Origin of the sequence: Mesorhizobium sp. BR-1-1-10 (assembly GCF_020165595.1) — a bacterium.
Classification (GTDB): Bacteria; Pseudomonadota; Alphaproteobacteria; order Rhizobiales; family Rhizobiaceae; genus Mesorhizobium; species Mesorhizobium australicum.
This window is the reverse complement of sequence record NZ_JAIUIL010000012.1, coordinates 169,007-190,423: the sequence shown is the minus strand read 5'-3', so window position 1 is coordinate 190,423 and position 21,417 is coordinate 169,007. Positions and strand designations below refer to the sequence as shown.

The 21,417-nt window shown below is 63.7% G+C and carries 25 protein-coding genes and 1 other RNA gene; 8 read left to right on the top strand and 18 right to left on the bottom strand.

All coding sequences use genetic code 11. From position 1 onward, the window contains the following. Positions 1-705 (bottom strand): TauD/TfdA family dioxygenase (locus tag LB555_RS24510; protein ID WP_224683994.1); only part of this gene is annotated, 705 nt, incomplete at its 3' end. 118 nt (positions 706-823) lie between these two features. Here LB555_RS24510 and LB555_RS24505 point away from each other — a divergent pair. Continuing rightward, positions 824-1,705, top strand: a complete 882-nt coding sequence (locus tag LB555_RS24505; protein ID WP_224683993.1) for a LysR substrate-binding domain-containing protein — start codon at positions 824-826, stop codon at positions 1,703-1,705. Between the two features lie 10 nt (positions 1,706-1,715). Here the strand turns inward: LB555_RS24505 and LB555_RS24500 are convergent, their stop codons facing one another. Genes LB555_RS24500 through LB555_RS24490 form a run of 3 tightly spaced genes read right to left on the bottom strand, consistent with a single transcriptional unit; the run spans position 1,716 to position 3,165 of the window. Beyond that, complete coding sequence (locus tag LB555_RS24500) at positions 1,716-2,246, bottom strand: GNAT family N-acetyltransferase (RefSeq protein WP_140822181.1); 531 nt, start codon at positions 2,244-2,246, stop codon at positions 1,716-1,718. Positions 2,247-2,288: 42 nt separating this feature from the next. Further along, positions 2,289-2,597, bottom strand: a complete 309-nt coding sequence (locus LB555_RS24495) for a hypothetical protein (RefSeq protein WP_015317285.1) — start codon at positions 2,595-2,597, stop codon at positions 2,289-2,291. Positions 2,598-2,601: 4 nt separating this feature from the next. After that, on the bottom strand, positions 2,602-3,165 hold the full coding sequence (locus LB555_RS24490; protein ID WP_140822183.1) for a helix-turn-helix domain-containing protein: 564 nt from the start codon (positions 3,163-3,165) through the stop codon (positions 2,602-2,604). 154 nt (positions 3,166-3,319) lie between these two features. Between LB555_RS24490 and LB555_RS24485 the strand changes: the two genes are divergently transcribed. After that, entirely contained in the window at positions 3,320-5,152 is a 1,833-nt protein-coding gene (locus tag LB555_RS24485; protein ID WP_224683992.1) for an ATP-binding protein, read from the top strand. Positions 5,153-5,405: 253 nt separating this feature from the next. Here LB555_RS24485 and LB555_RS24480 read toward each other — a convergent pair whose 3' ends face one another. Continuing rightward, on the bottom strand, positions 5,406-6,200 hold the full coding sequence (locus tag LB555_RS24480; RefSeq protein WP_041163809.1) for a GGDEF domain-containing protein: 795 nt from the start codon (positions 6,198-6,200) through the stop codon (positions 5,406-5,408). Positions 6,201-6,305: 105 nt separating this feature from the next. Next, entirely contained in the window at positions 6,306-7,271 is a 966-nt protein-coding gene (gene miaA / locus LB555_RS24475) for a tRNA (adenosine(37)-N6)-dimethylallyltransferase MiaA (protein ID WP_224683991.1), read from the bottom strand. Between miaA and serB the strand changes: the two genes are divergently transcribed. Together serB and LB555_RS24465 are read left to right on the top strand one after the other, a co-directional pair. Beyond that, complete coding sequence (serB, locus tag LB555_RS24470) at positions 7,261-8,148, top strand: phosphoserine phosphatase SerB (RefSeq protein ID WP_224683990.1); 888 nt, start codon at positions 7,261-7,263, stop codon at positions 8,146-8,148. The genes miaA and serB overlap by 11 nt on opposite strands. Next, a complete protein-coding gene (locus tag LB555_RS24465) occupies positions 8,145-8,717 on the top strand; it encodes a GNAT family N-acetyltransferase (RefSeq protein ID WP_015317279.1) in 573 nt (190 codons plus the stop codon). The genes serB and LB555_RS24465 overlap by 4 nt, the downstream gene beginning before the upstream one ends. A 47-nt stretch (positions 8,718-8,764) precedes the next feature. Here the strand turns inward: LB555_RS24465 and LB555_RS24460 are convergent, their stop codons facing one another. From LB555_RS24460 to LB555_RS24435, 6 genes are all read right to left on the bottom strand, one after another. Beyond that, positions 8,765-10,282, bottom strand: a complete 1,518-nt coding sequence (locus LB555_RS24460; RefSeq protein ID WP_224683989.1) for a DegQ family serine endoprotease — start codon at positions 10,280-10,282, stop codon at positions 8,765-8,767. A 144-nt stretch (positions 10,283-10,426) separates the two neighbouring features. Continuing rightward, a complete protein-coding gene (locus tag LB555_RS24455) occupies positions 10,427-10,615 on the bottom strand; it encodes a DUF2065 domain-containing protein (RefSeq protein ID WP_015317277.1) in 189 nt (62 codons plus the stop codon). Positions 10,616-10,621: 6 nt separating this feature from the next. Further along, on the bottom strand, positions 10,622-11,593 hold the full coding sequence (hflC, locus tag LB555_RS24450) for a protease modulator HflC (protein ID WP_224683988.1): 972 nt from the start codon (positions 11,591-11,593) through the stop codon (positions 10,622-10,624). Beyond that, positions 11,593-12,708 (bottom strand): FtsH protease activity modulator HflK, encoded by a 1,116-nt coding sequence (gene hflK / locus LB555_RS24445; protein WP_140660953.1) that lies wholly within the window; start codon positions 12,706-12,708, stop codon positions 11,593-11,595. Before hflK ends, hflC begins: the two co-directional genes overlap by 1 nt. A 149-nt stretch (positions 12,709-12,857) precedes the next feature. After that, positions 12,858-13,382 carry a dihydrofolate reductase gene (locus LB555_RS24440; protein WP_224683987.1) on the bottom strand — a complete coding sequence of 175 codons (525 nt, stop codon included), beginning with the start codon at positions 13,380-13,382 and terminating at the stop codon, positions 12,858-12,860. Then, a complete protein-coding gene (locus tag LB555_RS24435; protein ID WP_224683986.1) occupies positions 13,382-14,395 on the bottom strand; it encodes a DUF4424 domain-containing protein in 1,014 nt (337 codons plus the stop codon). The genes LB555_RS24440 and LB555_RS24435 overlap by 1 nt, the downstream gene beginning before the upstream one ends. A gap of 181 nt (positions 14,396-14,576) precedes the next feature. Here LB555_RS24435 and cobF point away from each other — a divergent pair, with 181 nt between their 5' ends. After that, positions 14,577-15,338, top strand: a complete 762-nt coding sequence (gene cobF, locus LB555_RS24430) for a precorrin-6A synthase (deacetylating) (protein WP_224683985.1) — start codon at positions 14,577-14,579, stop codon at positions 15,336-15,338. A 106-nt stretch (positions 15,339-15,444) separates the two neighbouring features. Here cobF and LB555_RS24425 read toward each other — a convergent pair whose 3' ends face one another. From LB555_RS24425 to modA, 4 genes are all read right to left on the bottom strand, one after another. Next, positions 15,445-15,786, bottom strand: a complete 342-nt coding sequence (locus tag LB555_RS24425; protein WP_015317271.1) for a winged helix-turn-helix domain-containing protein — start codon at positions 15,784-15,786, stop codon at positions 15,445-15,447. A 74-nt stretch (positions 15,787-15,860) separates the two neighbouring features. Next, a complete protein-coding gene (modC, locus tag LB555_RS24420) occupies positions 15,861-16,973 on the bottom strand; it encodes a molybdenum ABC transporter ATP-binding protein (RefSeq protein WP_140615711.1) in 1,113 nt (370 codons plus the stop codon). Then, entirely contained in the window at positions 16,970-17,674 is a 705-nt protein-coding gene (gene modB / locus LB555_RS24415; protein WP_224683984.1) for a molybdate ABC transporter permease subunit, read from the bottom strand. Before modB ends, modC begins: the two co-directional genes overlap by 4 nt. 41 nt (positions 17,675-17,715) lie before the next feature. Continuing rightward, positions 17,716-18,510 carry a molybdate ABC transporter substrate-binding protein gene (modA, locus tag LB555_RS24410; protein WP_224683983.1) on the bottom strand — a complete coding sequence of 265 codons (795 nt, stop codon included), beginning with the start codon at positions 18,508-18,510 and terminating at the stop codon, positions 17,716-17,718. Positions 18,511-18,663: 153 nt separating this feature from the next. Here modA and LB555_RS24405 point away from each other — a divergent pair, with 153 nt between their 5' ends. Next, on the top strand, positions 18,664-18,873 hold the full coding sequence (locus LB555_RS24405) for a molybdopterin-binding protein (RefSeq protein WP_140615707.1): 210 nt from the start codon (positions 18,664-18,666) through the stop codon (positions 18,871-18,873). 11 nt (positions 18,874-18,884) lie between these two features. Here the strand turns inward: LB555_RS24405 and LB555_RS24400 are convergent, their stop codons facing one another. Both LB555_RS24400 and LB555_RS24395 read right to left on the bottom strand, forming a co-directional pair. Beyond that, on the bottom strand, positions 18,885-19,679 hold the full coding sequence (locus LB555_RS24400) for a thymidylate synthase (protein WP_224683996.1): 795 nt from the start codon (positions 19,677-19,679) through the stop codon (positions 18,885-18,887). 174 nt (positions 19,680-19,853) lie between these two features. Beyond that, positions 19,854-20,165: a DUF2853 family protein gene (locus tag LB555_RS24395; protein ID WP_015317265.1), complete on the bottom strand. Its 312-nt coding sequence runs from the start codon at positions 20,163-20,165 to the stop codon at positions 19,854-19,856. A 168-nt stretch (positions 20,166-20,333) separates the two neighbouring features. Between LB555_RS24395 and ssrA the strand changes: the two genes are divergently transcribed. Continuing rightward, positions 20,334-20,694, top strand: a transfer-messenger RNA (tmRNA) gene (ssrA, locus tag LB555_RS24390). Between the two features lie 106 nt (positions 20,695-20,800). Further along, positions 20,801-21,367 (top strand): AAA family ATPase, encoded by a 567-nt coding sequence (locus LB555_RS24385; RefSeq protein ID WP_140789264.1) that lies wholly within the window; start codon positions 20,801-20,803, stop codon positions 21,365-21,367. The last annotated feature ends 50 nt before the right edge of the window (positions 21,368-21,417 follow it).

The following is a 21,417-nucleotide window of genomic DNA, read 5'->3' as shown; positions in this document are numbered from 1 at the left end:
GGCAAAGCCGCCCACGACGCTGGATTCACCGCCCTCCACCGTGTTCTCGATGCAGGACAGGATCTGCAGCGTCGGCACCGGATCGCGATAGGGATTGTCGGTATGCGCCTGCAGGCCCAGATTGGTGTAGGCGAGATTGTTCGGGTTGACCTCGGCGCGCACTTCGAACCAGCGCCCGTAATTGGTCTCCCTGACATAGCCGAACAGGTCGGACACCTTGCACAGCGCCCCGGATTCGGCCGGCAGCCCGTCCATCACCGCAAAGCCATGAGTCCTCACCGCCGAAAGCCATTCGCGCAGGACACCGCGGCCATGCAAGGCCGCCGGATAGCTGGCGCGCGGCACCGCTTTCTGCATCGTCGCCCTGGTCCAGCGCTGGATGACATCGCCTGTCCAACCGGGCTGGCGTGTCTCATCGCGATCATAGGCGTTCGCACGCAGCCATTGGGCGGGAAAGCTGACCGTTTTTCCCTCCGGCTCGAAGCTGATCTCCAGCGCTCCGGCCTTGATGGCGGCAGCGCCAATTCTCGTCTTCGCCGGAATGTCGAGGATGGTGATCAGGCGTTGGCCATTGCCGGCGCTGCGCGTCTTGTCGTCAAGCGCGTTGTCGCGCAGCCAGACGGCGTGGAAGCGGGTACGCTTGCCGTCTGTCCAACCAAGTTCGATTGTTCTGCCTTCATCGCCAACCAGCACGTCGGTGAGCATGGAGTCCGTCCTATCCGCCTTGTTGCCCACGGTTCGTGCCGTGGTTTGGATTGCATGTTGACCTCCCAAAAGGCATAATTCCAATTATCATTTTTTGGTCAATGGCATCGATTTGATGATGGCTCGGCGAACCGTCCCTACCCTCCCTCCACTCGACTGGCTGCGCAGTTTCGAGGCTGCGGCACGGCTGTCGAACTTCACCGCGGCGGCAGCCGAACTCGGCCTGACCCAGGCGGCCGTCAGTCAGCACATCCGGCTGCTCGAGGAAAGGCTGAAGACGCGTCTGTTCTCGCGGCTGGCGCGTGGGGTCGCGCTGTCGCCGGAAGGTGCCGCCTACCTGCCCCACATCCAGTCGGCCTTCGCCACCATTGGCAGCAGCACCACGGAACTGTTCGAACCGCGCGCCGTCCAGACCGTCTCGCTCCGGGTGCCGATCTCGTTTGCGCTGCTGGCGCTGGTTCCGGCGCTGCCCGACCTCGCCGAGGCGGTGCCGCGCATCCAGCTTGATCTGGTGACGATCCATCGCCCGACCGACTACGATTTGCCAGGCTCGGCGCTCGACATCCGTTTCGGCAACGGATCCTTTCCCGGACGCGAGGCCGAGAGGCTGACCGCCGAGCGGCTTGTGCCGGTGGCAAGCCCGGCCTTGGCCAGTGCCGCCGACTGGACATCGCTGCCGCTGCTTCTGGTGGCCGGCGCACGCCAGATGTGGGCCGAATGGTTCGCGGCGGCCGGATTGGCCGGCCATCCCCGGCGCTCGCATCGCTTCGACAGTTTCGTTGCCGCCATGCATGCGGCGAGCGCCGGTGCCGGCGTGCTGCTGGGGTCGCGGCCCCTAATCGACGCGGCGCTCGACGGCGGAGCGCTGGTCCGGCTTTCCGTTTTTGAGCTGCCCAGCACGTCAGGGCATTTCCTGACCAGGCCGTCGACCGCGCACCTGACCAGCGCCGAGCAGGATTTCCGCCATTGGCTGCTGAAGCGCCTCGCCGGGAAGGCATGAGTGACTGGCGTTACCGCGACGCTGTGCCGATGCGCTTCCAGTAGATCAGCGTGCCCGTCAGCCCGCCATGCGGCTTCAGCGCATAGTCCGGCACTTCGCCGGCCAAGGTGAAGCCGAGCTTCTCATAAAGTCCCGAAGCACCCTCTTCGCTCGCCGTATCCAGAACCAGCAGCGTGCGCCCCTTCTCCGCCGCGAGGCGTTCGGCGGCTCGCATCAGGCGCGTCCCGACACCCCTGCCCCGCTGCCCGACCGATGTCATCAGCTTGGCGATCTCGGCCCGATGCGGCTGATTGGGCGGACAGTCGAGCAGCAGGGTGACGGTGCCGACCAGAGCGCCGCCGTCCCATGCCCCAAGCACCATTCTTTGCCCTCGTGCCGCCGCGGCCAGCGACGTCTCCCAGAACGCGCTGGCAACATCCAACGCCAGCGGATGCATGAAGCTGACCGATCCGCCGGCGGCAGCCGTTTCGACCAGCAGATCGGTCAGCTGTGCGAGTGTTTCCCGGCTTGCGGTCAACGGCCCGATTTCTATGACGTTCATATCTGGTCCTCTGGAAACGATTGATGGGTCGACAGCGCCGCTTCAGTCGAGATGGCGCACACGCCGCCGCTTGCGCGCGGCCTTGATGGCGCCGATGCGTTCGGTGTCTTCTTCCTTGAGATGCCGACCGCGCTCCAGGATCTCGAGCGTGTACTCCTCATAGGTCAGGCCCAGCCGTTCGGCCTTGTCCATCCGCATCAGCATGACTTCGCGGCTCGGCGCCTTCCATGCATTGGCGTGCGCGGCCTGCCAGGCCAGGAAGATGTATGGATCGCCCTTGCCCCATGGCGGCCCCTTGTAGTCGTCAAGAGGCGGCCCCCCATTGTGGGAGCGCTTTGGCCGTCGTGCCATGACGTCAGCTCCTGACCAGGGCGACGAGATAATCGGCGCCCGGCTCCAGCGCATGAAAGGTGCAATCCGACGGCGCTCCGAGCGCCAGGCAGTCGCCCGGTTCGAGCCTGTGCACTTGGTCACCCTCGGTGAATTCGAGTTTTCCCGAGATCAGCCAGATCTGCTGCTTGATGAAGGCGTAGGAAGCCGCCGGCAAGCTGACCTTCGCGCCCGCCGGCAGATGGACCTTGATCAGTTCGAGCGGCATGTCGCAGGCCGGCGACAAATGCCGCCTGACATAGCCTGTGTCGGGGTCGCGCCACACTGGCTGGCCGGCCGCGCGCAGCAGCCCGCCACCCTGCAATTCCGCCCGTGCGATGAGGGTCGAGAGCGTCATGCCGAAGGCAGCCGCTATGCGCACCAGAAGTGCCGCCGTCGGGCTGGTCATGCCACGCTCGATCGTGCTCAGCATTGCCTTGGAAACACCGGAGTGTTCGGCGAGCTCGGCCAGCGACCAGTCCCGCATGGTCCTTTCGGTGTGGATACGCCTGCCGATGGTCGAGGAAATGTCGTTCGCTATATTATCCATTCGTCCATTATAACGAAACCGACAAGTGCGTGAAGAGCCATTTCAAAGCAATTTTCACCAGGACCTTAATCCTCTCTACACCATCCGACCTCATCCGACCTTAACCCCGTTCCTGTAGGGTACGGCCTCAAGGGAAATGGGGATTGGCCTGTCCATGTATGTCGAACGCGAAGCTTCGGTCGGAGAACCGACATCGCAGGAGCGCCGCACAGCCGACCAGCACGACAAGCGCATCCTGGGCAATGTCGTGCAATGCGACGGTGCGCGCGCCACCATCAGCGCCTATGCCGACGACGCCGACGGCGCGATCACCGGCCTGTGGACGGTCGGCAAGATGATCTCGATCAATCTTGGCACGACGCGAACCGTCGGCCTGGTCTACGCGATCGGCAAGTCGGATCTGGCCTGGAACAGTGACGGCAAGAACGCCATCGAGGTCAGCATCGAGCTGATCGGCGAAGTCCGTGACGGCGCCGAACCCGGGGCCAGGCCGATCTTCGACCGCGGCATCACCATCTATCCGCATATCGGCGCCGTCGCGCACCGCATCCGCACCCGCGACCTGCAGGCGGTCTATGACCTGGCCGGCCGCCATTCCATCACCATCGGCACGCTGGCGCAGGACGAGGCGATCGCCGCCAACATCGCCATCGATGACACGCTGGCGCGCCACTTCGCCATTGTCGGCACGACCGGCGTCGGCAAGTCGACAGCGGTGTCGCTGCTGCTGCGCAAGTCGATCGCGGCGCGACCGGACCTGCGCATCCTGATCCTCGATCCGCACAACGAGTTCGCGGCTTCGCTGCCAGAATATTGCGTCAGGGTCGATTCCAAGACGCTCGACCTGCCGTTCTGGATGTTCACGATGGAGGAATTCGCCGAAGTGCTGTTTCGCGGACGCGAGACGGTGCCGGAAGAGATCGATGCCCTTCGCGACCTCATTCCGCTCGCCAAGAACCTCTATCGCAACCCCGGTTCAGGCGCCTACCTGAGGCGCGGCAGCGATGCGCTGACCGCCGATACGCCGGTGCCCTACCGCATCGCCGACCTGCTCAAGCAGATCGACGAGCGCATGGGCATGCTCGAAAGCAAGACCGATCGTCCGACCCTCAAATCGCTGAAGACACGCATCGAATCGGCGGCGGCCGATCCGCGCTACCGCTTCATGTTCAATTCGCGCCTGATCGAGGACACCATCCACGAAACGATCGGCAACATCTTCCGCGTGCCGCATCATGGCCGTCCGGTGACCTGCTTCGAGATGGCCGGCATGCCGTCGGAAGTGGTCAATTCCGTCTGCTCGGTGCTGGCGCGTCTGGCCTTCGACCTTGCTCTGTGGAGCGAAGGCAAGCTGCAGCTGTTGTTCCTATGCGAGGAAGCGCACCGCTACATGCCCGCCGATGCGCGTCTCGGCTTCGCGCCGACCCGGCACGCGCTGTCGCGCATCGCCAAGGAAGGCCGCAAATATGGCTGCTATCTCGGCGTCGTCACCCAGCGCCCCGGCGAGCTGGACCCGACCATTCTCTCGCAGTGCTCGACCTTCTTCGCCATGCGGCTCGCCAACGAGCAGGACCAGGCGATCATCCGCTCGGCGATCGCCGACTCTTCGGCCTCCACGCTCGCGTTCCTGTCCTCCATGGGCCAGCGCGAAGCGATCGCCTTCGGCGAAGGCGTAGCGACGACCATGCGGCTGAAATTCGAAAGATTGCCCGCTCACCTGCTTCCGGGCACGGCCAAGCGCGAGGAAGACGTGACGTCCAAGGCCGGCGAGGTCGACCTTGTGGCGATCGTGGAGCGGCTGCGTAACGTGCCGAAACCGCAGAGCCAGGCGATGGCTTTCGCCGAGGTGGTCGATTCCGGCCGGCAGGCCGGCGACCCCGACTACCGCAAAGCGCCGGCGGCGGCGCGCGTGCAGTCGGACGAAGATTTCGACACACGCTACGGCCTCAAACCCGCGACCTTCGGCCTGCGCCCGCAGAACGATTGAGCTGAGCGTCACGCCTCCACGAATAGTCCCGAGAATCCGCGCAAGCGGCCTATCCCGTCTTCATCGGAAAGCTTGGGTAAATCCCGTGAGGGAGGTGGTCAGGCTGAGCCGATTGGTGTTTTGATCCGCGAGCATCGGCCTTGGCCGGCAGCAGCCTTAAAGCGCAACGTCTCATAAGTGCTTCGGCCGGCGAAGGCCGGAAGCGCGGAAGCCGGCATCAAGCGGCCAGCATCACGAATTCAGGGATGGGATCTTAGGCGCAGACGCGGTTGCGGCCTTGCCTTTTGGCTTCGTAGAGCTGGCGGTCGGCGCGGCGGTAGAATTCCTCGGCCGTTTCCTTGCGATCCCAGACGGCAAGCCCGACGCTGGTGGTGATCTTGAGCCGGACATTGTTGCCGGAGAGGATCGACATGTTGGCGATCGCCTTGCGGATGCGCTCGGCGAATTTGGCCAGAAGGGCCGCCTCCATGTTGGGCGTGACCACAGCGAACTCCTCACCACCCAGGCGCGCCACCACATCGTGGAAACGTGTCATGTCCTTGAGGCATCTGGCGACAGCCTTGAGCACCTCGTCGCCGACATCGTGGCCGTGCGTGTCGTTGACCTGCTTGAAATGGTCGAGATCGAGGATCATCAGCCCGACCGGTTTTTCGATGCGCCGGAACTCCTCGAGATATTCCTTCAGCGCGTCGTCGAAATAGCGCCGGTTCTGCATGCCGGTCAGGCCGTCGGTCAGGGCGGCATGCTCGAGCGTTTCGGAGCGGGCGCTGAGCGACACCGTCATGGCGCGCAACTTGCCCTCTTCGGTCGCCTGCTTGCGGATCAGCGGATAGATGAAGAAGATGCCGAAAAACAGCGCGGTGGCGAGCAGTACGCCGGTCGCGAACAGAAGCTTGTTGAGGTAGATGACCTTGTCCAGGCCGGAGGCCGTATGGAGTTCCGTGGCGAAGGATTGCAGTTGCCCATAGGCGTGCAGGGTCACCAGGCCAGCAGCCAGGATCACGAAGATAAAGACGAAAAAAGCGGATTCCGCTTTGTGGAAACGCATCTGCTCCCCGATGGAAAAATACCCCATGACCTTATCGCAGGGACCGACTTACGGAGCGTTAATTCCGACAACTTCGGCGAGAACCCTTCCCTCAGGGGCAACTTTTTAAGTTGCATTAGCAACAAGTGTTTGGATCGTGGTTTCGAGATCGTCACCGGGGCGAAGTCTCTGCCATTCCGGTCCCAGCTGATGGCGAAACCAGGTAGCCTGCCGCTTGGCATATTGCCTTGTCGCTATCTTGGCGCGCTCGATCGCCTCGGGAAAGCTCGACTGCCCTGAGATCGCGGCCTGGAGCTCGCGGACCCCGATCGCCTTCATCGCCGGCAGGTCTGGATCCAGACGAAGGGCCGCAAGCTGCTTGACTTCCTCCAGCGCGCCCTTGTCCAGCATCTGGTCGAAACGCCTTTCGATGCGGTCAACCAATGCTGCCCGATCCGGCTCGACGACCAGGAAATGCGCGCTCGGCCTGTCGATGAGCGGCAGGCCGCGCTCTGCCTGCCAGTCCAGGATCGACCGGCCGGAGGCGTCGAGCACCTCGAGCGCCCGCACGATGCGCTGGCTGTCGGTTGGCTTCAACTGCATGGCGACGCTCGAATCCTCGCGCAGCAGCAAGGCATGCAGCTTGACCGCGCCTTGCTCCTTCAATTCGTAACGCCAGCGGTCGCGTATCCGTTGTGGAATATCAGGCATTTCCGAAATCCCTTCCGCCAGCGCACGAAAGTATAGGCCAGTGCCACCGACGAAGATTGGCCGCCGCGAGAGCGTCCCGTCATCAATGAGTTTCATAACGTCGCGCAGCCAGGCGCCGGTCGAGTAGGCGGTGCCGGGATGGACATGCCCATAGAGACAATGCGGCGCTCGTGCGAGTTCGGCCGCCTGCGGCCGGGCCGTCAGCACGTCGAGAACCGCATAGCCCTGCATGGAATCGGTGTTGACGATGACGCCGCCTGTGCGTTCGGCCAGTTCAAGCGCCAGCGCCGACTTGCCGCTGGCGGTCGGCCCGGCTATCAGGATCGCGTTCTTCACGCGGCCTTCGTCCGCATCCGTGCCGGAATTCTCGATGCCGCTCATTGCCACGCTTGTTTCCCGTCCCGCCGATCGCGCTCTGTCGCCATCGCTTGCGAATATGGCCTCACGGTCGGTGGGCGCAAGCGCCGTCGTATGGCTGGCCGAAGGCATTGCCTGTGACATTGCCCTGCCGCCAGCGGCGCAGGCTGATGAAACGACCGCGAGCCTTCGTGCCGCGCTGGCCGCTGAGCCCGTCGACGTGATCGTCCAGCAGGCTGAAACACGCCGCAAGAAAATCCTTCTCGCCGACATGGATTCGACCATGATCGACCAGGAGTGCATCGACGAGCTGGCCGACGAGATCGGCGTCAAGGATCATGTCGCGGCGATCACCGCACGGTCGATGAACGGCGAGATCGCCTTCGAGCCGGCGCTGCGCGAGCGCGTGGCACTGCTCAAGGGGCTCGATGCCGCCGTCGTCGACCATATCGTCGCCAATCGGCTGACCCTGGCCTCGGGCGGCCGCGCGCTGGTCCAGACCATGCGCGCCAACGGCGCCTGGACGGCGCTCGTCTCGGGCGGTTTCGAGGTCTTCACCACGCGCATCGCTGCGATGCTTGGCTTTCAGGAAGACCGCGCCAACCGCCTTCTCGACCAGGACGGACGCTTCACCGGGCTGGTCGGCGAGCCGATCCTCGGCCGCGCCGCCAAGGCCGAGGCGCTGCTCGAAATCTGTGCACGTCTTGGCCTGACGCCGGCCGATGCCATCGCCGTCGGCGACGGCGCCAACGATCTCGACATGATCCGCCTGGCCGGAACCGGTGTCGCGCTGCATGCCAAGCCCACCGTCGCGGCGCAGGCAAAAGTCCGGATCGACCATGCCGACCTCACCGCATTGCTCTATCTGCAGGGCTACCGGCAGGAAGAATTCGTCCAATGAAGCCAATCCGTACCGAACGCCTGATCCTGCGCAATTGGGAGGATCGCGACCGCGAATTGTTCCATCGCATCAATTCCGACGATCGCGTGATGGAGTTCTTCCCGTTTCGCCGCGACCGTGCCGCCGCCGACGCCAAGATGGATGAGTTCCGCGCCTGGGTCGATGAGGACGGCTACGGCTTCGCCGCGGCCGAGATTGCCGCGACCGGCGAATGCATCGGTTTCGTCGGCCTCCTCGCGACCGATGATGTGCCATCGCTGCCGGCCGACACAATCGAGATCGGCTGGCGGTTGGCTCCCGAATTCTGGGGCAAGGGCTATGTCACCGAGGCCTCGGAGGCATGGCTGGCCTACGGCTTCGAGACACTGGCCGTCGACGAGATCGTTTCCTTCGCCGTGGCGGAAAACCACCGCTCGACCGCCGTTATGAAACGCCTTGGCATGACAGCCGACCCATCGAGCGATTTCGACCACCCCAGCATTCCAGACAGCCATCCCGCGCTCAAGCGGCACGTGCTCTACCGGCTGTCGCGCGAGGACTGGCAGGCAAGAAAAAAGGCGGCTGGTTAGCCGCCTCGGCTGGTTAGCCGCCCTTTCCAAATCGCCGGATTGAAATTTCAATCCATCCGGATCGTAACGAAGCGCAGCTCACCGGTCTTCGATGCCAGCATCAAGAGCGCGTTCTTGCGGCCCTGCTCTTTCAGCGCGCCGATCCGGTCCATGACGTCCTTGGGCGTGGCGACCGACTCCTGCGCGATCTCGGTGATCACCTCGCCCGGCTGGATACCGCGTTCCGCGGCGGCGGAGTCCTTGGCCACGTCGGTGATGACGACGCCGGAGACATCGCCGGCGATGCTGAACTTCTTGCGCGTCTCGTCGTTGAGTTCGCCGACCGTCATGCCAAGCACCGAGGCGGTCGAGACGGCCGGAGCCTTGTCAGCGCCCTTGTTCTGGTCGGTATTGCCATTCTCGCCGCTCGCCAGCTTCTCGCCATCCTCGAGGCGGCCGAGCGTCACCTTCACCGTCTGCTCGACACCCTTGCGCACGATCAACACGTCGACGGCCTTGCCCACCGGGCTTTCGGCGACGACGCGCGGCAGGTCGCGCATTTCATGGATGTCCTTGCCGTCGAACTTGATGATGACGTCGCCGGCCTGGATGGTGCCGTTGTCGACTGGTCCGCCCTTGATGACGCCGGCCACCAGCGCGCCCTTGGCGGTCGCCATGCCGAGGCTTTCCGCGATGTCGTCCGTCACCGGCTGGATGCGCACGCCGAGCCAGCCGCGCCGCGTCTCGCCATATTGGCGCAACTGCTCGACGACGCCAGAGGCGAGCTGCGAGGGAATGGAGAAGCCGATGCCGATCGAACCGCCGGACGGCGAAATGATCGCCGTGTTCATGCCGATGACCTCACCGGCGCTGTTGAACAGCGGTCCGCCCGAATTGCCGCGGTTGATCGCGGCGTCGGTCTGGATGAAGTCGTCATAGGGGCCTGAATTGATATCGCGGTTGCGCGCCGAGACGATGCCGACCGTGACCGTGCCGCCGAGGCCGAACGGATTGCCGACCGCCATCACCCAGTCGCCGACGCGCATCTTGGTGGAATCGCCGAATTTCACCGCTGTCAGCTTGTGACCTTTCGGATCGACCTTCAGCACCGCGACGTCGGTCTTGGTGTCGGTGCCAACCAGCGTCGCTTTCAAGGTCACGCCATCGGAGAAATTGACCTCGATGTCGTCGGCATCGGCGATCACGTGGTTGTTGGTGACGACGATGCCTTGTTCAGCGTCGATGACGAAACCCGAACCGAGCGACTGCACCTTCTGCGAGCCGCCATCCTTTTCGCCACCGCGGTTCTTGAAGAAATCGTCGAAGAAATCCTGGAACGGCGAGCCTTCGGGCAGTTGCGGCATCGGCACCGCGCCCGGCCCTTCCGTGCCCTTCACCGTCTGCGAGGTCGAGATGTTGACCACCGCGCCAAGCACGCCTTGCGCCAGGTCGGCGACCGAGGCCGGTCCGTCGGCGGCGAATGTCGGGGTCACGAAGGACGGAACGGCGACGGCGCCCAGGACCAGCGCTGCCGCGCCGGCGACCAACGTCCGTCGAGCGGCGTCCAAAAGGGTGTTGGATGTCATCGAGAAGCCTCCCGGCATTTCTAAAAGAGAAAAGCGCTTCGACGAAAACGCCGTGTCGCGCCATGATGGCAAGAAATACGGCACGTTTGCGGCTATGACTATCGGCGGAGTGTAAATCGAGCGTTATTCCGCAAACCGCCGCCTCTACACGCCCCGCACCAGCCAGACGACGCCGACACCAATGGCGATCGCCGCCAGCCCGCCAATCCGCAACGCATTCTCCGGCATCGACAGCACTTCGCCCGCGAGCTTCTTCGCCAGGCGGGGAAAGCCGCCGTAGACCAGGCCCTCTATGACGAGGACCAGGCCTATCGCCGCGAAGAAATCCTGCACCGGCCGTTACTGGCCGGTGCTGGGTTGTGTCGTCGGCGCGGCAGGTGCCGCTGCCGGCGCTGCCGGCGCAGCCGGCGCCGTCGGTTTCGCCGGTCCTTCCTTGCCGTCGGGATCGCGGAAGTAGCGGAAAAACTCCGAACTCGGCGACAGCACCATGGTCGTCCCGGTATTGTCCAGCGCCGTGCCATAGGCATTCATCGACCGGTAGAAGTCGAAGAAGGCGGGATCGCGCTTGTAGGCATCGGCGAAGGTGGCGCTGCGCTGCGCCTCGCCCTCACCGCGCAGGATCTCGGACTCCTTCTGCGCTTCGGCAACGATCTCGACCACTTCACGATCGGCGCGCGCCGTTATGCGCTGTGCGGCTTCGTTGCCGCGTGCCCGCAGCCGCGCAGCCTCCGCCAAGCGTTCCGCCTTCATACGGTCGTAGGTCTGCTGTGAAACTTCGGCCGTCAGGTCGGTGCGGCGGATGCGAACATCCTCGATCTGCAGGCCGAGCGACGTGGCGTCGGGCCTGAGCTGATCGCGCACCTCGCGCATCATCACGGCACGCTCTTCGGAAAGCGCGGCCTCGAAATCGCGCAGACCGTAGACGCGGCGCAGGGCAGCGTCGAGACGCGTCCTGAGCCGCGCTTCGGCCAGTTCAATCTGGCCGGACACGGCGGCCCGGAAGACGCGCGGATCCGAGATGCGATAGGCGATGAAGGCATCGACCTCATAGAACTTGCCGCCCGAAACCTGGACGCGGATGTTGTCGAGGTCGAAGCGCAGCACCCTGTTTTCGATCAGTTGCACCGTATCGGCGTCGAAGAACGAGAACGGCGCCTTGAAGTAGATACCGGGCTCGCTCTTGACGTCGACGATCTCACCGAAGCGGAGCACCAGCGCCTGCTGGCGCGCATTGACCACGAAGACCGAGGAATAGATCAGGAACAGGACGACCGCCGCCACGGCGACGAAGATGGGAACACGGTTGGCCATCACTTGGTACCTCCCGTGTTCGCGGCGGGCGCGGCCGGTGCTGGCGGTTTCGGCTGCAATGCGGGCAGCGGCAGATAAGGCACGACACCTTGTCCGTTGCCCTGCTCGACGATGACCTTGCTCGAGTCCTTCAGAACCCTCTCCATGGTTTCCAGATAAAGACGCTTGCGCGTGACATCGGGGGCTTTGGCATATTCGTCATAGACCGAGATGAAGCGCTGCGCCTCACCTTCGGCTTCCTGCACCACACGGTTTTTGTAGGCGGCCGCGTCTTCGCGGACCTGGGCTGCCTCGCCGCGTGCCTGGCCGAGCTTCTGGTTGGAATACTGATTGGCCTGCTCGACGAACTTGTCCTCGTCCTGCTCGGCGCGCTGCACCTCGTCGAACGCATCAGCCACCTCGCGTGGCGGTGCCGCATCCTCGATGGAGACGGCGTTGACGTTGAGACCGGCCTTGTAGCCGTCCAGCGTGGTCTGGATGATCTCGCGCACCGAGGCCGCAATGCCCTGGCGATCGTCGCGGAAAATGTCCTGCGCCGGCCGGCGGCCGACGGCTTCGCGCATGGCGCTCTCGGCAACCTGCCGCAGCATGCCGTCCGGGTCGGAGACGTCGAACAGGTAAGCGCGGGGATCGGAGACCTGGTAGGCCACCGAGAACTGCACATTGACGATGTTCTGGTCGCCCGAGAGCATCAGCCCGTTGCCGCTGGTGTTGCCGCCGCCAATGTCGACGAGCTGCTCTGAAATCTTGGCCGTCTCGACGGTCTCGAGGGGCCACCAGTGGAAATGCAGGCCTGGCTGGGAAAGCTCGGCCTTCGGCTTGCCGAAGCGCAGTTCGACCGCAACCTCGTCGGGCTGCACGGTATAGACCGCCTGGAAGGCCCAAAGAACGACCAGCACCGCGGCAATCAGGCCGAACACCGCCGGACTGGCGCCACCGCCGCCGGGCAGCGCGCGCCGCAGCCGATCCTGGCCACGGCGAATGATGTCTTCGAGATCGGGAGGCGACCCCTGCGGGCCGCTTGGCCCCTTCGGTCCCTGCCCCCATGGTCCCTGATTGTTACCGCCGCCACCCCACGGGCCGCCGCCTCCGCCACCTTTGTCGTTCCAGGGCATGAATGTCCTTTCGCTTGGAATTCCCTCAAGCGCCGCGGTTACGGCGCAAATCCAGTGTCGTTCTTCTATAGGGACGCCACGGCGCGCTTTCAACGCGATGCGCCGCCGACTTCATCCGTTTTGGGCCGGTAGCGACCCTTTGTCGTCCTTTATCTTCGAACTATCTCGCGGCGGCGCTCATAAACCGTATAGCGCGTCGCATGGCTGTCCTTTTCTCCTGACGCAATCTCCCGCGAACTGACCACTTGCCATACATCAGGGTCGATCGGCGGGAAATGCGCGTCGCCATCGACGGCCGCCAGCACATGGGTCACGTGCAGGCGCTCGGCCAGCGGCAGCGCCTGGGCATAGATTTCGCCGCCGCCGATGATGCAGACCTCGTCGACGCCCGTCATGCGGCGTCCGCGCACGGTTGCCAGCTGGATCGCGGCTTCGAGCGTATGCGCCACCTCGACGCCCTCGGCACGCCAGGCCTTGTCGCGGGTGACGACGATGTTCAGCCTGCCCGGCAGCGGCCGGCCGATGCCTTCATAGGTCTTGCGGCCCATGATGATGGGCTTGCCCATCGTGTCGGCCTTGAACCGCTTGAGGTCGGTGGAGAGCCGCCAGGGCAACCCGCCGTCCCGCCCGATCACGCCGTTCTCGGCAATGGCGACATAGATCGCGACATGCATCAGTTTGCATCCCCGCCATTGCTGTCCGACGGGACAAGCAGGAGGATGTCGATGTCGTGCTCGGGATAGAAATCGTTCGCCTTCATCTCGAAACGCGTCGGCCCGACCTTTTTGACGTTGTCGCCGCAGAACGAGACCAGGGCTTTCGGGTTGCCCTTGTCAATGGTCAGCTTGAACTTGCCGATGGTGCCCGCCGCCCAGTTGCCGCCGGTGGTCAGGATATAGGCGATGCGGCTTTCGTAGAATTTGGGATAGCCGTCCGGATTGTCCTTCGCCGCCTTGCGCACCGCATTCTCGAATGTGTCGTCCATGCAGTAGCGGCTCTTGTAGGCCGCGTATGAGTTCTGGAACTGGCCTTCATTGAAGAAACTGACCGAGGATGTGCCGCCCACGCTGGGCTTGTAGCGGTGCGAGACGTGAACGTCCTTGTTGGCCGGAAAGGCCGCGCGCCACCAATAGGTCGAGCGCAATTGCCAGAACGGCGAATAGACCGGTTTTTGGCCACTGTCGGCTGTGGAATCCCCGATGATGATGCCGCGGTCGACCCAGTCGTCAGCAACCCCTTGCGACAGCTTCGCCAGCGCCGCCTTGGCCGCGTCGCCGAACGGGTTGAAGGGCACGTTTTGCGCCTTGAGGTCGGCGCCGATGTCGATGCCGAGCGCGAGCACCTTCTGCTCGAGTTGGGGCTTGGCCGCGACGCCGTCGATCGTCACCTCGAAGCCGAGGAAATTATCGCTCTGGTTTTCCGGGATCGCCGGCATCTCTTCGGGATCGCCCGAAATGTCGGGCATCGGGAAGGCGACGATCGCGTCGACATCCTTGTCGGTGTTGTTGTGGAAGACGTAGTCCACCGTCACCTTTTCGGGCGAGATGAAAAGATCCTCGCTTTGCATCGCCACGGCATCGCTGCGCGACAGGATCAGGCCGCCGGTGCCAAGCTCGGCAACCGAATCATTGGCCATTGCAGGCGCCGCTGAAAGCGCCAACGCTAAAGCCAGAACAGATCGCAACATCGAAGCCCCCTCGGCTGGAATGCCTGGATGACCCTAGCCGTTTCAATGCGGCGTTTCAAAGCCCTTCCGCTTGCTGGACGTGCGTGGCCGGTCTGGACGCGCAGGCGGTCTGGACACGCAAGCGGTCTGGACACGCAGGCGGTCTGGACTAACAGGTTCCGATGGGGCAGGAGTTCGCGCCATGCGCAAGCTTCTCGTCATCGGCATCGGCGCCGGCAATCCCGACCACATGACCGTCCAGGCCATAGCAGGCCTGAACAGGGCGGACGTCCTGTTTATTCCCGACAAGGGCACCGACAAGACCGACCTTGCCAACCTGCGGCGCGGCATCTGCGACCGCTTCGTCACCAACCCGACCTCACGCAGGGTCGAGTTCGACGTGCCGGTGCGCGCCGAACCAACCTCTTCCTATCGCTCGACCGTCGACGACTGGCATGAAGCCATCGCCGCCATCTACGAGGCACTGATCCGCGACGAGATCTCCGGGGGTGGCTGCGGCGCCTTCCTGATCTGGGGTGACCCCTCGCTCTACGACAGTGCTCTGCGCATTCTCGAGCGCGTGCGCCTGAGGGGCAATGTTGCGTTCGACCTGGAAGTCATCCCCGGCATAACGGCCGTCCAGGCGCTGGCAGCCAGCCACAAAACGGCGCTGAACCGCATCGGCGATCCCGTGCTGATCACCACCGGCCGCCGCCTGACCGAGGAAGGCATGCCGGACAATGCCGGCAGCGCCGTCGTCATGCTCGACGGCAAATGCGCCTTCAACACGCTGGCAGACCGGGACCTTTTCATCCAATGGGGCGCCTATCTCGGCACGCCCGACGAGATCATCATCTCCGGCCGCCTTGGCGATGTCGGCGCCGAGATCGAAAGGCGCCGCGACGAAGCCCGCCGGAAGAAAGGCTGGATCATGGATACGTATTTGCTGCGAAAGCCGGAGTAGTGGAGTAGTGAGTAGTGAGTAGTCAGTAGTCAGTAGTCAGTAGTCAGTAGTCAGTGAGGACTAGGCTGTACTCACTACTACTCACTACTCACTACTCACTACTCCCCTATCCCGCCTCAATCTCCGACTGCAACGCGTCCATATGCGTCGCCGCGGCCGCACTCGCCGCGCGCTCGATGGCGCGAAAACGGCTGACCACGGCCAGGCCGACGGTCGTCAGTTGCGCGCCGCCGCCCTTGCGGCCGCCGGTCTGCGCCGCCACCAGCGGCTTGCCGAACACCCGGTTCATGTCCTCGACCAGGTCCCATGCGTGCTTGTAGGACATCTCCATGCCGCGCGCGGCGGCCGAGATCGAACCGAAGGTGGCGATGTGCTCCAGAAGCTCAATCTTGCCAGGACCGATCCGTCCGTCCGGATCGAGATTTATCCGCAAGCTCAGCGACGGCATTGTTGCTCCTCCGCGACCGCTTCAGCTTCGGCGACCGTTATTCCAAAACAATATAGCGCCGATCACCGCCGCTGTCAGCCATCGACGTCGAGCGGCAGACCGGCGCCGGTATTTCCCCGATCGAAGCTCACGGTCTTGACCACCGCGAAAACCTTGCCGCCGAGCCGCAGCTTCAGCGCCTGCCGCGACTGTTCCGTGATGCGGGCGAGCACCGTTGCCCCATTGCAGTCGATGCCGATTTCGACCGTCGGCCCCTCGCCGGGACTGATCGCGACGATCGTGCCGGGCAGGATGTTGAGGGCACTGAGGCCCGTCGGTTTCTCCGCGGCGATCATCACGTCGCGAGCGCGAATGCGGATGCGCACGGGAGCCCCGGCCTTCATCCCAAGACGCGGCACGCGGATCTCGCCGGCGGCCGAGCCGAGCACGGTCATCCCAAAAGCCTCCTCGTGACGCAGCACCTTCGTGTCCAGCACGGCGCCGCCCTCGCCGCGCTCTTCCACCGGCAACAGGTCGAGCCTTTGCATGACAGCGTCGGTCGGGCCGCTAGCCGTAACCTTGCCCCGCGCCAGCATCACGACGTCGCTCGCCAGCCGCGCCACCTCGGCGACCGAATGGCTGACATAGACGATCGGGATCTTCGTTTCGTCGCGCAGCCGCTCGATATAGGGCAGGATCTCGGCCTTGCGCGCTTCGTCGAGCGAGGCCAGCGGCTCGTCCATGAGCAGCAGTCTGGGGCTGGCCAGCAACGCCCTGCCGATCGCCACGCGCTGCTTCTCGCCGCCCGAGAGTTTTGCCGGTCGTCGCCCAAGCAGCGGGCCGATGCCCAGCAATTCTACAACGGCGTCCATGTCCGCATAGCGTTCCGCCGCCGGCGTGAACCAGCGACCGTAGCACAGATTGCTCATCACGCTCATATGCGGAAACAGGCGCGCATCCTGGAACACCATGCCGATGCGGCGTTTGTGCCTTGGCACGAAAATGCCGGCACCCGCGTCGACCAGCACGCGGCCATCGACCTCGATGCGCCCCTTGTCCGGCCGGATCAGCCCGGCAATCATGTTGATCAGCGTCGTCTTGCCGGAACCGGACGGCCCGAACAGCGCCGTCAGCCGTCCGGCGCTCTCGAAGCGGGCATCGATGGCGAAATCCCCAAGCCGGTGGCCAATGTCGACAAGGACGCTCATTCGATGTCCATCCGCCGCCCGACCCACCGCGCCAGCACTTCCGATGCGACCAATGCCGCCATCGAGATGACGATCGAAATCAGCGTCAGCCGCAGCGCCCCTTCGTCGCCGCCCGGCACCTGGGTAAAGGTGTAGATCGCCGACGGCAGCGTCTGCGTCTCACCAGGAATGTTGGAGACGAAAGTGATCGTCGCGCCGAACTCGCCCATCGCCTTGGCGAAGGACAGGATGGCGCCGGCGATCAGCCCGGGCAGGATCAGCGGCAGCGTGATGGTGCCGAACACCCACAGCGGGTTGGCGCCGAGCGTTCCCGCCGCCGCCTCCATCTTGCGATCCACCGCCTCGATCGACAGCCGGATCGCCCGCACCATCAGGGGAAAGCCCATGACACCGCAGGCAAGGGCGGCACCCGTCCAGCGAAACGAGAAGACGATGCCGAAATGTTCGGCGAGGAAGGCCCCGGCCGGGCCGCGTTTGCCGAACGTCAAAAGCAAGAGATAACCGGTCACCACGGGCGGCAGGATCAGCGGCAGGTGCACCACCCCGTTGAGCAGCGTCTTGCCCCAGAATTGCCCCCGTGCAAGCAGCAGCGCGATCGCTATGCCCGGCGGCAGGCTGGCGAGCATCGCCACCGTCGCCACCTTGATGGACAGCCGGACCGCATTCCATTCGTCGGGAGTGAGGTCCAGCAGCCAGCTCATAGTGCGGTATCGGGCCTTTTCGAACTCAGTTGCTCGCCGACTCAGTTGCTGGGCGTGAGCACGGTAAAACCCTGTTCCCTAAAGAGCGCGCCGGCCTTGGCGGACTGCAGGCACTTCAGGAAGGCCGGCGTATCCTTGTCCTTCGAATCGGCGGTCTGGGCAACCGGATAGATGATCGGCGGATGTGAATCCACGGGGAAGGTGCCGACCACCTTGACGCCCTTTTCGGCGTGCGCGTCGGTGGCATAGACGATGCCGAGCGCGGCCTCACCAGTCGAAACCAGCTTCAGCGCCGCACGGACATTCTCGGCCTGCGCCACCTTGCCCTCGACCGAGGACCAGACGCCGAGCGATTCAAGCGCCGCCTTGCCGTATTTGCCGGCCGGCACGGCCTTGAAATCGCCCATGGCAAGCTTGCCGTCGCCGACGAGCTTGGCGAGGTCAAAGCCTTTCTCGATCTTGGTTTCGACCGTCGAATCCTTCGGCGCCACCAGCACGATCTCGTTGCCCAGCAGCTTCACTTCCGTGTCGGGCTTGGTCAGCTTCTTGTCGGAGAGATATTTCATCCAGTCTAGATCGGCGGAGATGAAGACGTCGGCCGGCGCCCCACCCTCGATCTGCTTGGCCAACGCCGAACTCGCGGCATAGGAAACGGTCGCGGCCTCGCCGACATCGGCTTCGCAGGCCTTGTTCACCGCATCGAGCGCATCCTTGAGACTGGCCGCCGCGAACACCACGACCTTGTCTTCCGCGTGCGCTGCTGGCATTGCCGCCATCAATGTCGCCGCAAAGCCGCCAATGGCGATCATCCTCAACCCGAAACCTTTGCGTGTCATCGAAAACTCTCCCTGGGTTCAAACTCCGGTTGGCTCGAAGCCTGTAGACCGATATATCCGCATGGATATAACAAGGGAAGGCCCGGCCGGCTGAAACTCGATCCGGCGCTGCATGATTGTTCTGATAAGACCGCCGCCGCGAAAGGAACTGCAATGAAGATCAGCGCCCGCAACGTGCTCGAGGGAACGATCACCGAAATCGTCAAGGGAGCCACCACCTCGCATGTCCGCATCGACATCGGCGGCGGCATCATCGTCACCGCCTCGATCACCAATGAAGCTGTCGCCGACCTCAAGCTCGAAAAGGGCAAGCAGGCCTACGACGTGGTCAAGGCCTCGGACGTGATGGTCGGCATCGACTGAAAAGCCGCGGCTCAGACCGCGATGGGCGCCTTGATCGACGCGTCGGCGACGTAGTTTTCCAGCCGGAAATCCTCGAAGCGGAAGGCGAAAAGGTCCTTCACCTCAGGATTGATCCACATCGTCGGCAGGGTCTTTGGCGTGCGCCACAACTGTTCGCGCGCCTGCTCGAAATGGTTCGAGTAGAGATGCGCGTCGCCAAGCGTGTGCACGAAATCGCCCGGCTTCAGCCCTGTCACCTGCGCCACCATCAGCGTCAGCAGCGCGTAAGACGCGATGTTGAACGGCACGCCGAGGAAGATGTCGGCGGAGCGCTGGTAGAGCTGGCAGGAAAGCCGGCCCTCGGACACGTAGAACTGGAAAAGGCAGTGGCAAGGCGGCAGCGCCATGGCTTCCACCTCGGCGGGATTCCAGGCCGAGACGATCAGCCGCCGCGATTGAGGATTGCGGCGGATCTCCTTGAGAAGATTGGCGATCTGGTCGATCGAGCCGCCATGGCCGTCTGGCCAGGATCGCCACTGCCTGCCGTAGACCGGGCCGAGATCGCCATTCTCGTCGGCCCATTCATCCCAGATTGAAACGCCGTGGTCGGTCAGGTACTTGATGTTGGTGTCGCCGGCCAGGAACCAGAGGAGTTCATGGATGATCGACTTCAGATGCAGCTTCTTGGTGGTGGTGACCGGAAAGCCGCGAGCCAGATCGAAGCGCATCTGGTAGCCGAAGACGGAGCGCGTGCCGGTGCCGGTGCGGTCGCCGCGATCGGCGCCGTTGTCCAGCACATGCTGCAGGAGGTCGAGATACTGGCGCATCGGTTCCGGGCTCGATTCGGGAATTCGTCGATCATAGCGCATATAGGCGCCGACGCCACGCTTGTCTGAGATCGTCCCCATTCAGCAGGGAACGAAGCCTGCCAAGAATCCTCACCGGCGAACCGGAAGCGCGGAAATCGCCAACCGGCCGCCAGGATGAAGTAACCAAAGGTCTCAGAGAGAGCCGAGCTTGCCCAGGTCCTTGGCCACCAGATAGTAGAAGGTCACGCGGTTCTTGGTGTTGTCGGCGTGCATCGCCTTGCAGGTCTTCTCGATCGCGGCGTCGGCTTTCGCCCCGTCGCTGACGCCGAGCTTCTTGGCCACCCAGCTCTCCTTGACCCGCGCCAATTCCTTCGGATCCGTGCAGGACACCAGCGAGGAATCGCGGTTCCTCAGCGCAATGCCCAGGTGCTTGACGATTTTTTCGACCGCATCGGCGCTTGCCGCGGCGTCATATTTCTTCACATCCGCAAGATAGTCGGCCATCAGAATTCCCCTCGTCGGCGCCACGGATCCGATCGATGAGGGCTGTGGCGCGCTTCGCAACTTGTGCGCTAGGTCGGTAACTCCTCACCGCCCGCAAAGCTTCGGTTGAGACCGCGCCCAAGTCAACCCTTCGCGTCGCGATTTGACACAGGGACAAAGCACCATTGCGGCCTTTCATTTCCGCGCAAGCCCCCCTATATTCGTTTTGTCGGCTTGACCGACTATGGCGATAAATGGGCGATGAAATAAGCCGTTCGGACCCGGGGGCGGTACCCGGCGCCTCCACCAAAAGCCGCTGTTGAGGACAGAGCGGTTTTTGCTGGGGGCGAAATAGGATCGACGAAGGTGTAAAGATCGTACTTTTGCCCGGCATTGTACCACCGTCATCGGGCTAAACTTATAGTTGCCAACGACAACTATGCGGAAGCACGTCTCGCTGCTTAATGCAGTGCGATAGCTTCAAATCAAGCCCTAGGGGTTCGCACTTCTAGGCGGGGTTCGGAGGTACCTGGCAACAGAAACCTCCACTTCTCCCCCTTTCATTTTGCGTGACGCACAACGGTTCCTGCCGTCAAGACTTCGCACGTCCACGGCTGCGAAGCCGCTGCGTTGCGTGCCCTTTCTCCATGGACAAAATGCAAAACAATTCCGATCGATTCTTCGTGCTGACCGGCGGCCCCGGCTCCGGCAAGACCACCCTGATCGAAGCCTTGCGGCAGGCGGGCTTTGCGACATCCGCCGAGGCCGGGCGCGGCATCATCCGCGACCAATCCGCCATTGGTGGAACCGCCCTGCCCTGGAGCGATCGTGCATTGTTCGCCGAACTGATGCTGTCGTGGGAAATGCGCTCGTACCGTGCGGTCCGCGAGCTGGCCGGTCCGGTCTTCTTTGATCGCGGCGTGCCGGACACGATCGGCTATCTCAGGCTCTGCGGCCTGCCGGTGCCGGATCACCTCACCAGTGCCGCCACGGAATTCCGCTATGCGCGTCGCGTCTTCGTCGCCCCGCCATGGCCGGAGATCTTCACCCAGGACGAAGAACGCAAGCAAACCCTCGACGAGGCCGAGCGCACTTGCCAGTCCGTGGCCGGCGTCTATGCCGAACTCGGCTACGAACTGGTGACCTTGCCGCCTGCGCCAGTCGAAGAGCGTGTACGCTTCCTCCTCGACGCTGCTGGATTGCCGCTGACATCGCGGACATGAAGAGGGTCGGACGGGTCCGGCCTTTCCTGTGCGTTGTTGGACCAGACGAT